This window comes from Microbacterium sp. A93 (assembly GCF_051842835.1).
In genome coordinates this window covers 1-11934 of sequence record NZ_JBPXMT010000003.1, presented here as the reverse complement: position 1 = coordinate 11934, position 11934 = coordinate 1, and the positions used below count along the sequence as shown (strand labels likewise).

The following is an 11934-nucleotide window of genomic DNA, read 5'->3' as shown; positions in this document are numbered from 1 at the left end:
CCTGTGCATCCGTCGCCGCGGGTCCTGACCGTGGCCGCCGGCTGCTTCTGGTGCCTGGATGCCGTCTATCGGCGGATCCGAGGCGTCACCGCCGTGGAGTCCGGATACACGGGGAGCGACTGGCCCGACCCCGACTACGAATCCGTCTGCTCCGGCCGCACGGGCCATGCGGAGGGCGTGCGCGTGACCTTCGACGAGTCCGTGATCAGCGCGGACATGATCCTGGACCTGTTCTTCACCGGCCATGACCCCACCACCCTGAACCGCCAGGGCTATGACGTGGGCACCCAGTACCGCTCGGCCCTGTTCGCCGCGGATACGGCGGACGAGGAGCTGTTCCAGTCCGCGATCCGACGCAACCAGCAGAACTGGGAGGATCCGATCGTCACCGCCATCGAGCCACTGGGTACGTGGTATCCGGCGGAGTCCTTCCACCAGGACTTCTACACCAACCGTCCGGACGTCGGATACTGCCATGTGATCATCACGCCGAAGCTGGCCGCTGTACGCCGGCGTTACTCCGAATGGCTCGTGGAACCCTCCGAGGCCGTCGGCCTGTCCTAGGCTGGGCCCAGTACTGCTGTGCCCGAGGCGCTGCACCCTGCCTCCCACGTCAACCCACATCCGTTTCTGGAAGGACCCCCGCTGTGGCCATTCTGAACAACATCACCGAAGCCATCGGTAACACGCCACTGATCATGTTGAACCACCTGGCCGAGGGCCTGCCCGGCAAGGTCGCCGTCAAGGCGGAGTTCTACAGCCCGGCGAACTCCGTGAAGGACCGCATCGGCCGATCCATCGTGGACGCCGCCGAGGCCTCGGGTGAGCTGAAGCCGGGGGGCACCATCGTGGAGGGCACCTCCGGTAACACCGGCATCGCCCTGGCCATGGTCGGCGCAGCCCGTGGGTACAAGGTCATCCTGACCATGCCGGAGACCATGTCCAATGAGCGCCGGGTGATGTTGCGCGCCTATGGGGCGGAGATCGTCCTGACCCCGGGCGCGGACGGCATGCGGGGGGCCCTGGACAAGGCCCAGCAGATCGTGGCCGACTCGGGCAACGCCATCTGGGCCCGCCAGTTCTCCAGCCAGGCCAACGTCCAGGCGCACTATGACACCACAGGCCCCGAGATCTGGGCCGATTCCGAGGGTGCCGTGGACATCCTGGTCTCCGGCATCGGCACCGGTGGCACCATCACCGGCGCGGGCCGCTACCTCCGGGAGCAGAAGCCCGGGATCGGCCTCGTCGCCGTGGAACCGGCCGACTCCCCCATCCTCTCCGGCGGCAAGCCGGGCCCCCACAAGATCCAGGGCCTCGGCGCCAACTTCATCCCCGAGATCCTGGACACCGAGATCTACGACGAGGTCTACACCGCCACCCTCGAGGAATCGGTCTCCACGGCCCGCGCCATGGGCACCCGCGAGGGCATCCTCGGCGGGATCTCCGCCGGCGCGGCGGTCGCCGCCGCACTGAAGGTGGCCCAGCGCGAGGAGAACCGGGACAAGCTGATCGTGGCCATCGTGCCGGACTTCGGCGAGCGGTACATCTCCACCGTGCTCTTCGAGGACATCCGCGGCTGAGCCGCGGTGCCCCCATCTCCCCGTCACCCCGATCGAAAGGCCTCCCGTGGGTTTCCTGTCCCGACTGAGGGAAGATATCGCCAATGCCCGAGCCCATGACCCGGCCGCCCGCGGGGATGTGGAGGTGGCGGTGGTCTATTCGGGACTGCACGCGATCTGGGCCCATCGGCTGACGCACCAGATGTGGAAGGTCGAACAGCTCAAGACCCCGGCCCGTATGCTCTCCCAACTCACCCGCTCCCTCACCGGGATCGAGATCCACCCCGGTGCCACGATCGGTCGGCGCTTCTTCATCGATCACGGCATGGGGGTCGTCATCGGTGAGACCGCCGAGATCGGGAACGATGTCATGCTCTACCACGGCGTGACCCTCGGCGGGCGGTCGCTGGCCCAGGTGAAGCGGCACCCGACCCTGGCTGACGGCGTGGTGGTGGGCGCCGGGGCGAAGATCCTCGGCCCCGTGGAGATCGGTTCGGGCTCGGCGGTCGGCGCCAACGCGGTGGTGGTCAAGGACACCCCCGCCGACTCCATCGCCACGGGCGTCCCGGCCACCTGGCGGTTGCGGGCCCCCAAGGAACACCAGGCGGCGGTGGACCCGGCGGAGTACGTGGACCCCGCCATGTGGATCTGACGCCTTGGTGATCCGGGGTTGACCCAGTAGGTGTTGATCCGGGAGAGGACACCCCAGAACGACGTCGGCCGGCACCTACCGCAGGATTCTCGCGGAAGGTGCCGGCCGACGTCGTTCCCGGCTCTCAGCACTCTGAGGGCAGGGAGTGGCTCAGGCCTGGACTTCGCTGCGGTCGCCGGACCACAGGGTGTGGAAGGAACCGTCCCGATCCACCCGGCGGTAGGTGTGGGCGCCGAAGTAGTCCCGCAGCCCCTGGGTCAGGGCGGCGGGCAGCCGCTCGCGCCGCAGCCCGTCGTAGTAGGACAGCGCGGAGGAGAAGACCGGGACCGGGACCCCGGCCGCCACGGCGGTGGCCACGACCCGGCGCCAGGCCGGCAGGGCGGCGGCGATCGCGTCCCGGAATTCGGGGGCGAACAGCAGGTTGGCGGGCTGGCCCTCGGCCGTGGATCCCGGCGCCGGGTGGCGGTCCGTGTCCCGGCCGCCATAGGCCTTCATGATGACATCGAGCAGATCGGCGCGGATGATGCAGCCATCCCGCCACAGGGAGGCGATGGTCCCGAGGTCCAGGGACCAGCCGTACTCCTCGGCCGCCGCCGTGAGCATGTCCAGGCCTTGGGCATAGGAGACCAGCTTCGAGGCATAGAGGGCCAGGCGCACGTCCTCCACGAAGGTCGCCCGGTCGGCGTCCTGCGGGGGGTGTACCGGATCGGTGCCGGCCGCCAGCACCTGCTGTGCGGTGGCGCGGATGGCCGGCTGGCTGGACAGGGAGCGGGCGAAGACCGATTCGGCGATTGCCCCGACGGGCGAGCCCAGGTCCAGCCCGGAGATGGCGGTCCAGCGGCCGGTGCCCTTCTGGCCGGCTGCATCCGCGATCACGTCCACCAGCGGCTGCCCGGTGGCGCCGTCCGTGTGTCCCAGGACCTCGGCGGTGATCTCGATCAGGTAGGAGGCCAGCTCCGTGGAGTTCCAGTCACGGAAGATCCCGGCCTGCTCGGCCGGCTCGATCCCGCCGACGGAGCGCAACAGGTCAAAGGCCTCGCCGATGACCTGCATGTCGGCGTACTCGATGCCGTTGTGGACCATCTTGACGAAGTGGCCGGCACCGTCCGTGCCGATCCAGGCGCAACACGGATCCCCCTCGTACTGTGCGGAGATGTCCTCCAGCAGGGGCCCGAGCGCCTCGTAGGACTTCTTCGGGCCGCCCGGCATGATGGACGGGCCGTTCAGGGCGCCCTCCTCGCCACCCGAGACGCCGATGCCCACGAAGTGCAGGTCCTTCGCGGCCAGGGCCGCCTCGCGGCGGCGGGTGTCCTCGTAGTGCGAGTTCCCGCCGTCGATCACGATGTCGCCCGGCTGGAGCAATGGCACCAACTGATCGATCACGCTGTCCACGGGTGCCCCGGCCTGGACCATCAGGAGTACCCGCCGCGGAACCGCGAGGTTCTCTACCAGCTCGGCCAAGGTCTCGGTGGGGATGAAGGCTCCCTCGTGGCCGTGATCGGCCACCAGCGCGTCCGTGCGGGCCCGGCTGCGGTTGTGCAGGGCCACGGTATAGCCGTTCCGGGCGAAGTTCCGGGCCAGGTTGGCCCCCATGACCGCCAGTCCCGTGACGCCGATATCAGCCTTCATGCCGTTCCTTCCGAGGAGCTCCAGTTGCGCATCCCAGCCTACGCGGTCCCGGCCTCCACCCGCCGGAGCTCCCCGGCCATCCCCTCCGCGAGCAACGAGGCCCCGTGCACGGACAGATGCAGGCCGTCCGTGGTCAGCGCGCTATGACGGTAGCGGTTCCCCTCCGTCCGCAGGGGGCCCCACGGGTCGATGAGGTGCCAACCCCGTTCCCGGGCGGCCTCCGCAGTCCGTCGGTTCCAGGCCTGGACCGGACCGGGACTCCCGGCGTCGCGGGGCCCCACGGCGACCACCACCACGTCCTGCGCCGGGTACCCCTGGCGCCTGACGATCTGGTCCAGGGCCGCCAGGTAGTCCTCCCCGTGCGCTGCCACGCCGCCCGCGGCGAGGTCGTTGGTGCCGAGGAAGAGCACCAGCACCTCGGCGGAGACCGGCGGCTGCAGGTGCTGGTCGAGGATGTCCCCGGCGGTGGCGCCCCAACGGCCCGATCCTCCCGCCAGGCTCAGTCCGTGCGGCCCGAGGTGGTGGAGCCAGGACTCGGGCCCCGTGCGCCCCTCGGCCACGGACGGGGAGTCCGCCACCGTCAGGGAGTCCCCGTAGACCTCGAGGGTCATCGTCTGCCGTCCCGCGCTGGGACCGCCGCCCTCCGGGGAGCGCGAGGGGCCGTCGTCGGGCAGGCCCCGGCACCCGGTCAGCAGGGCGGCGGTGAGCCCCAGGACCAGGATCAAACCGGACATGCCGGGCCAGCCGGTGGAACGGTGTCCGGCCCGCACGGGGTGCCTCAGTCCCCGACGGCATCCCGGCCGCGGCGGACGATCACCGGGTCGGGTGAGCCGACCACGGCGTGGTCCTTGTCGTCATACTCGAACTGGGACAGGAAGTAACGGATGGCGTTCAGCCGGGCCCGCTTCTTGTCATTGGAGCGGATGGTGGTCCAGGGCGCGTGGTCCGTGTCCGTGTGCATGAACATGGCCTCCTTCGCCGCGGTGTAGTCCTCCCAGCGGTCCAGGGACTCCAGGTCCATGGGCGAGAGCTTCCACCGGCGGACCGGGTCGATCTGGCGGATCGCGAAGCGGGTCCGCTGTTCTGACTGGGTCACGGAGAACCAGAACTTCGTCAGGTGGATGCCCTCGTCCACCAGCATCTTCTCGAACAGCGGCACCTGGTTCATGAAGGTGGTGTACTGATCGTCCGTGCTGAAGCCCATGACCCGCTCCACACCCGCCCGGTTGTACCAGGAGCGGTCGAAGAGCACGATCTCCCCCTCCGTGGGGAAATGGTTGATGTAGCGCTGGAAGTACCACTGGCCCTGCTCGCGGTCCGAGGGCTTGTTGAGTGCCACCACGCGGGCGGTCCGGGGGTTCATGTACTCGGTGAAACGCTTGATGGTGCCGCCCTTGCCGGCGGCGTCCCGGCCCTCGAAGACCACGATGTGCCGCTGCCCGGTGTCCTCGCCCCAGTACTGCAGCTTCAGCAGCTCGATCTGCAGCATGTACTTGTCCACCTCGTACTCCTCGCGGGAGAGCCGCTCCTGGTACGGGTAGTCCTCGCGCCAGGTCTCCACGGCCTTGCCGTCCGGTGAGATCAGGTCCGGGTCAGGGGTGTGCTTGTCAGCAACGGTGTAGCCGCCCTCACGGAGGTTGTCGATGAACTCGCGCAGGTTCTGTCGGGGTGCGTCCGGGGTCAGCAGCACGGGGGCTCTCCTTCTATGCCGGTCTCAGGGCGGGGTTAGGCCTTCATTGTCCATCATGGGCCCCACTGGATACGGCGGGCGGCGTCACACCGGGTGACACCGGTGAACGAACCGTGAACAATCCCGAGATCCGGTCACGGGAGGGTCGGGGAGCACGACGACGGCCGGCCGCGTACGGCGGTCGGCCCTCGGTGTTGCTGTGGTCCGGTGTTGCTGTGGTCCGGTGTTGCTGTGGTCCGGTGTTGCTGTGGTCCGGTGTTGCTGTGGTCCGGTGCTGCGGTGTTCGGCGCCCCGATGGCCGGGGCCTCCGGTGGCTAGTGGGCCACCGCAAAGGGTGGGCGCTGCAGCTCGGCCGTCAGGGCCTCGGCGGGGTCGGTCCCGAGATCGACGATCCGGTTGTCCACGTCGACGTGGACCACTCTCGGCACGAAGGCGCGGGCCTCCGCGTCCTCCAGCTGCGCGTACGTGATGAGGATGACGGTGTCACCGATGTCCACGAGGTGGGCGGCCGCACCGTTGATGCCGAGCACACCCGAGCCGCGTTCGCCGGCGATGGTGTAGGTCTCCAGCCGGGCCCCGTTCGTCACGTCCACGATGGCCACCAGCTCGCCGGGGAGGATGTCCGCGGCGTCCAACAGGTCCTGGTCCACTGTCACGGAGCCGACATAGTGCAGGTCGGCATGGGTCACGGTGGCGCGGTGGATCTTGGACTTGAACATGGTCCGGGTCATGGCCATACGGAACATCCCTTCAAACGGAGTCACGGAGTCAGGTTTCGCCGTGCATTCGTCAACGCACTGTGCAACGGAAGCCGGTCTCTGCGTATTCCCGACCACCCAGTCTACGGCACCGGCCGGCGTGGGCCCCTCGGTAGTCTGAGGATAGTCGATGGCCGTGGTCGGTGTGCCCCTGCGCGGTGTCGAACCAGGACGTGCTACTACCGAACGAGGTTGATCTGCCATCACTCAGGAACCGATTGACCTCGCACCGATGCTGACCTGGGAACACGCCGGTCAGACCGGTGCGGCCAGGTGGTGGTCCGCCAATGGTCGACCGGCCCCCCGGAGACTGGTCGCGGTCGACGACCGACTCACCGCCGACCAGGCGGTGAGGTATGCGGCCCAGGGCACCGCCATGCTGTGGCTGGGCGACTTCCACAACGCACGCCAGCTACTGAGCGCAATCGATCGACGCCTGGCCAAAGGCGGCAGGGGCGACACGGCACGGACTGGACTCACCGACGCGGAGGAGTTCTACCGTCTTCGCCAGGGCCGGGCCCAACGTTCGCGGATGATGTCCTTGATCCTGGTGCCGCTGACCTTCGACACACCGGGTGGGGCAGCACTGTTACCCCTGCCCCGAGCCCCACAGGTCGGACCGGCGGTGGAATTCGCCTACGGGCCACACCCCGGATTCGGTGAGGCGCCCGCTGTGGTGAGTCTGCAGGAGCTGATCGGGGTGCAGGGCGCCTATCAGTGGTTTGTGACCGGCATCGACATCCCCGCCGTGAACGGGTCCATCCATCCCCATTACGGCACGTTCCTGCCCACCCGCCACGAGTATGTGGACCTCGTGGCCCGGGCGCCGTTGGTCCGTCGCGAGGTGGCGTTCGATATCGGCACGGGCACCGGGGTGTTGGCCGCAGTCCTCGTGCAGCGCGGCGTGAAGAAGGTGGTGGCCACGGACATCCACCAACGTGCGGTGGACTGCGCGAACGACAACTTCGCCCGATTGGGCATCCAGGGAGCCGCAGAGGCTCAGCTGACCAGTATGTTCCCGGAGGGAAGGGCGCCGCTGGTCGTCTGCAACCCCCCGTGGCTGCCGGGCAGTGCGGCGACCACCCTGGACGCGGCGGTGTACGACCCCGGCGGCAAGATGCTGCTGCAGTTCCTGGCGGGGCTGCCGCGCCACCTCACCGATGACGGAGAGGGCTGGTTGATCCTCTCGGACCTGGCCGAACTGCTGGGTCTGCGCAGTCGGCAGATGCTTCTGGACGCCATTGACCGGGCGGGGCTCCGGGTGATCGATCGCCTCGACACCGCACCCACCCATCGACGAGCGCAGGACCGCTCGGACATCCTCCACGCCGCACGGTCGCGGGAGGTCACCTCGCTGTGGAGGCTGCAGGCCAGACGGCCGGCGGAGGGACGCTCGGCGCCGACGGTGTGACCATCCGACGCGAACATCCGACGCGAACATCCGACGGTGTGGGTGGGCCCAGAGGGACTCGAACCCCCGACCCCTTCGGTGTAAACGAAGTGCTCTAACCAACTGAGCTATAGGCCCCTGGTCCGCGCCGCACCGAATGCAACCGGACCCGCCTATATTAGCCCAGCTCCAGCACGGCGGGATCCAGGTGGTCCTGAAGTCGCCGCTCGGCACCGGCCTCGGCGCGCACCCTGGCGAGCACCGCACCGCCGGCGTCCACCAACACGCTGGACCTCAGCGCCCTACCGGTGGTCTCGTTGAACTCCCCCACGGCGCGCGCGGCGGCCCCGTGGGGCCAGAAATCGGACAACAGCGGTGTGCGGACCCCGAGCTGATCGGCCACCGTCCGCAGGACGGCGGCGGAATCGCAGGACAACACCCGGAGCCCGACGCCGGCCGGAGCCAGTTGCGCGGCCAGGTCATCCACCCAGGTCAGCTCGGCCATACACACCGGGGTGAAGGCTCCCGGCAGGAACAGGAGCCAGACACGGGAGCGCACCGGGCCGGCGTCGTCCGTGGGCTCCGGATCCCCACCGGGGCCGGCCAGCGCCACGGGCGGCCAAGCCCAGGTCTGCCCGTGTTGGTCCCGGAGCACTGGACAGTCCCCCGGGGCACCGGTCACAGGTTGCGCTTACCGACCAAGCGGGTGCAGGTCCAATCAGCGGACACCCCGGCGGTGGTGGTGACGTGCAGACCGGCCGTCGGCGCGGCCTCCGCGACATCGGCCGGCGGAACGTGCCCCGGACGGCTGTTGCGCGGGGTCAGCAGCCACAGCGCTCCCCCGGCGTCCAGGGAGGTCTGCGCATCCATCAGGGCATCGGCCAGGTCCTCGACGTCACCGTCAGCCTCCCGCCACCAGAGCATGACGGCATCCACCGGCTCCTGGTCCTCCTCGGTGAGGATCTCGGAGCCGAGTTCGTCCTCGAGGGTGTTCCGGAAATCGAAGTCGATGTCCTCGTCAAAACCGAGTTCTTGGACCAGTCGACCTGCGGACAGGCCCATCTTTGCGGCCGGTCCATCACTGGTCACCGTTGATCCCCCCACCACTGGGGCGGAGTCTGGCTGGTTCACTTCTCTCCTTGACTGTTGCGGGCTACCCATAAAGGCATCATCTCACCAGATTACGTGCTCCGGGACACCCGGGGCCATGCCACCGTGTTCCGGCGTGCTGGAGAACGCCCGCAGACGAGTGTCTTCCGGGCGTCATGGAGGGTACCGAAGCCTGCAAGGGAGGCGCTACAGGTTATACAGTCGGGGATGGAAGCAGCGGACCCGCCGCTACACGTCCCGCCCGGATGATCCCGGGACGGACCGCGGGACCTAGAGACCAGCGGATCACCGTCCGCAGACAGAGAGGTTGCCGTGAGCGCAGCTGAAGAGAGCTCCCATATCCTGAGTGGCCTGACCAACCAGTTGCCCGACAAGGATCCGCAGGAGACGGCCGAATGGATCGAGTCCTTCGACGGACTGGTCGAAGCGCGCGGGACGGAGCGGGCGGAGTACATCATGCGCCACCTCCTGCAGCGTGCGGGGACCAAGTCGGTGGGCGTGCCGATGGTCACCACCACGGACTACGTCAACACCATCCCCGTGGACCAGGAGCCCGAATACCCCGGTGACGAGGAGCTCGAGCGCCGCTACCGCAACTACCTGCGGTGGAACGCCGCCATGATCGTCCAGCGCGCCCAGCGCGACGGCGTCGGCGTGGGCGGCCACATCTCCTCCTACGCCGGTCAGGCCACCCTCTACGAGGTGGGCCTGAACCACTTCTTCCGCGGCCAGGACCACCCCGGAGGTGGCGACCAGATCTTCTACCAGGGCCACTCCTCCCCGGGCAACTACGCCCGGGCCTTCCTCGAGGGCCGGTTGGGCGAGGAGGACCTGGACGGCTTCCGCCAGGAGAAGTCGAGGGCCGGGCACGCCCTGCCTTCCTATCCGCACCCGCGCATGCTGCACGACTTCTGGCAGTTCCCCACCGTGTCCATGGGACTGGGGCCCATCAACGCGATCCACCAGGCACAGTTCAACCGCTACCTGCACAACCGCGGCATCAAGGACACCTCGGATCAGCAGGTCTGGGCCTTCCTGGGTGACGGCGAGATGGACGAACCGGAATCACGCGGCGCCCTGCACATCGCCGCCAACGACAAGCTCGACAACCTGAACTTCGTCATCAACTGCAACCTGCAGCGTCTCGACGGTCCGGTCCGCGGCAACGGCAAGATCATCCAGGAGCTGGAGGCCTACTTCCGTGGCGCCGGCTGGAACGTCATCAAGGTCATGTGGGGCCGCGAGTGGGATGCCCTGCTGGACCAGGATGACGAGGGCGAGCTCGTGCGCATCATGAACGAGACCCTCGACGGCGACTACCAGACCTACAAGGCCGAGTCCGGCGGCTTCGTGCGGGAGCACTTCTTCGGCCGGTCCTCGGTGACCAAGGACATGGTCTCGGAGATGTCCGATGACGAGATCTGGAACCTCAAGCGCGGTGGCCACGACTACAACAAGGTCTATGCCGCCTACAAGGCCGCCATGGACTACAAGGGCAAGCCGACCGTGATCCTCGCGCAGACGGTCAAGGGCTACGGGCTCGGCCAGAACTTCGAGGCGAAGAACGCCACCCACCAGATGAAGAAGCTCACGGTCGAGGACGTCAAGATGTTCCGCGACCGCCACCGCATCCCCATCACGGACGAACAGATCGAAGGCGATCCGTACAACGTGCCGTACTACCACCCGGGCCCGGATGCACCGGAGATCAAGTACATGATGGAGAGGCGGCGTCAGCTCGGCGGCTTCACGCCGGAGCGCCGCACCGACTACGACCGGATCCCGATGCCGCCGGAGTCGATGTACAAGCACGCCCGCAAGGGCACCGGCAAGCAGCAGGCCGCCACCACCATGGCCTTCGTGCGCCTGCTCAAGGACCTGATGCGGGACAAGAACATCGGCAACCGGATCGTGCCGATCATCCCGGATGAGGCCCGCACCTTCGGGATGGACTCGTTCTTCCCCACCGCCAAGATCTACAACCCCCGGGGCCAGAACTACCTCTCCGTGGACCGCGACCTCTTCCTGTCCTACAAGGAGTCCACCTCCGGCCAGCTCTACCACGTGGGCATCAACGAGGCCGGCGCCACCGCGGCGATGACCGCCGTGGGCTCGTCCTACTCCACGCACGGAGAGCTGATGATCCCCGTGTACATCTTCTACTCGATGTTCGGCTTCCAGCGCACCGGCGATGCCTTCTGGGCCGCCGGGGACCAACTGGTGCGCGGCTTCGTCATCGGCGCCACCGCAGGGCGCACCACCCTGGCCGGCGAGGGCACCCAGCACATGGACGGGCACTCGCCCATCCTGGCGGGCACCAACCCGGCGGTGAAGACCTACGATCCGGCGTTCTCCTTCGAGATCGCCCACATCATGCGTCAAGGCCTGGAGGACATGTACGGCGAGCATGACCGCGGGGACGACGTCCGCAACGTCATGTACTACATCACCGTGTACAACGAGCCGATCATCCACCCGAACGAACCGGAGGACCTGGACGTGGAGGGGCTGCTCAAGGGCATCTACCGCTACAGCCAGGCCGAGGGTGACGGGCCGAAGGTCCAGCTCATGGGATCCGGGGTGTCCCTGCCCTGGGTGATCGACGCCGCCTCGATCCTCGCCAAGGACTGGGGCGTCGCCGCGGACGTCTGGTCGGTGACCAGCTGGACCGAACTTCGCCGGGACGCGGTGGCCGCCGAGCGCGAGGCCATGCAGAACGAGGACGGCATCGCCCGGACCCCGTACATCACGCAGAAGCTGGCCGACGTCGAGGGGCCGATCGTCGCCACGACCGATTACGCCACCCTGGTCCCGGACCAGATCCGTCCCTTCATCCCGAACGACTTCGCCACCCTCGGCGCGGACGAGTTCGGGTTCGCCGACACGCGCGCCGCGGCCCGCCGCTACTTCCACATCGACACCCACTCGATGGTGGTCAAGGCGCTGCAGATGCTGGAGAAGGACGGTTCGGTCAAGACCGGCACCGCCGCCGAGGCCTACCGGAAGTACCGGATCGACGACGTCAACGCCGGCACCACGGGCACCGTCGGCGGCGATGCCTGAGTCGGTCCTGATGCGGCCGTGACCAGCGGTCCGTCCCGGTCCCCCACGACGGCGGCCGGCGGGGTGTTCCGCGCACCCCGCCG

11 protein-coding genes and 1 tRNA gene are annotated in these 11934 nt (G+C 68.2%); 5 read left to right on the top strand and 7 right to left on the bottom strand.

Annotation, left to right across the window (positions count from 1 at the left end; genetic code table 11):
* Positions 1–3 precede the first annotated feature (3 nt).
* The 3 genes from msrA to epsC all read left to right on the top strand — a co-directional run bounded on the left by msrA (position 4) and on the right by epsC (position 2211).
* A complete protein-coding gene (gene msrA / locus ACSU1G_RS08125) occupies positions 4–564 on the top strand; it encodes a peptide-methionine (S)-S-oxide reductase MsrA (RefSeq protein ID WP_439279935.1) in 561 nt (186 codons plus the stop codon).
* 83 nt (positions 565–647) lie between these two features.
* Positions 648–1580 carry a cysteine synthase A gene (gene cysK, locus ACSU1G_RS08120; RefSeq protein ID WP_439279432.1) on the top strand — a complete coding sequence of 311 codons (933 nt, stop codon included), beginning with the start codon at positions 648–650 and terminating at the stop codon, positions 1578–1580.
* Between the two features lie 46 nt (positions 1581–1626).
* The gene (gene epsC / locus ACSU1G_RS08115) at positions 1627–2211 is read left to right on the top strand and encodes a serine O-acetyltransferase EpsC (protein ID WP_439279431.1); all 585 of its coding nucleotides are present in this window, start codon (positions 1627–1629) and stop codon (positions 2209–2211) included.
* Between the two features lie 150 nt (positions 2212–2361).
* Here the strand turns inward: epsC and gndA are convergent, their stop codons facing one another.
* From gndA to panD, 4 genes are all read right to left on the bottom strand, one after another.
* Positions 2362–3840, bottom strand: a complete 1479-nt coding sequence (gene gndA, locus ACSU1G_RS08110) for an NADP-dependent phosphogluconate dehydrogenase (protein WP_439279430.1) — start codon at positions 3838–3840, stop codon at positions 2362–2364.
* 38 nt (positions 3841–3878) lie between these two features.
* Positions 3879–4574: an SGNH/GDSL hydrolase family protein gene (locus ACSU1G_RS08105; RefSeq protein ID WP_439279429.1), complete on the bottom strand. Its 696-nt coding sequence runs from the start codon at positions 4572–4574 to the stop codon at positions 3879–3881.
* A 44-nt stretch (positions 4575–4618) separates the two neighbouring features.
* Complete coding sequence (gene ppk2, locus ACSU1G_RS08100) at positions 4619–5530, bottom strand: polyphosphate kinase 2 (RefSeq protein ID WP_439279428.1); 912 nt, start codon at positions 5528–5530, stop codon at positions 4619–4621.
* Positions 5531–5844: 314 nt separating this feature from the next.
* Complete coding sequence (gene panD / locus ACSU1G_RS08095; RefSeq protein ID WP_439279934.1) at positions 5845–6261, bottom strand: aspartate 1-decarboxylase; 417 nt, start codon at positions 6259–6261, stop codon at positions 5845–5847.
* A gap of 259 nt (positions 6262–6520) precedes the next feature.
* Between panD and ACSU1G_RS08090 the strand changes: the two genes are divergently transcribed.
* Positions 6521–7699: a methyltransferase gene (locus ACSU1G_RS08090; RefSeq protein WP_439279427.1), complete on the top strand. Its 1179-nt coding sequence runs from the start codon at positions 6521–6523 to the stop codon at positions 7697–7699.
* 43 nt (positions 7700–7742) lie between these two features.
* Here ACSU1G_RS08090 and ACSU1G_RS08085 read toward each other — a convergent pair.
* The 3 genes from ACSU1G_RS08085 to ACSU1G_RS08075 form a co-directional block, all read right to left on the bottom strand.
* Positions 7743–7816: transfer RNA gene (locus tag ACSU1G_RS08085), tRNA-Val, on the bottom strand.
* 40 nt (positions 7817–7856) lie between these two features.
* Complete coding sequence (locus tag ACSU1G_RS08080; protein WP_439279426.1) at positions 7857–8333, bottom strand: redoxin domain-containing protein; 477 nt, start codon at positions 8331–8333, stop codon at positions 7857–7859.
* Between the two features lie 23 nt (positions 8334–8356).
* Positions 8357–8809 (bottom strand): DUF3052 domain-containing protein, encoded by a 453-nt coding sequence (locus tag ACSU1G_RS08075; protein ID WP_439279425.1) that lies wholly within the window; start codon positions 8807–8809, stop codon positions 8357–8359.
* A 291-nt stretch (positions 8810–9100) separates the two neighbouring features.
* Here ACSU1G_RS08075 and aceE point away from each other — a divergent pair, with 291 nt between their 5' ends.
* Positions 9101–11851 (top strand): pyruvate dehydrogenase (acetyl-transferring), homodimeric type, encoded by a 2751-nt coding sequence (aceE, locus tag ACSU1G_RS08070; protein ID WP_439279424.1) that lies wholly within the window; start codon positions 9101–9103, stop codon positions 11849–11851.
* The last annotated feature ends 83 nt before the right edge of the window (positions 11852–11934 follow it).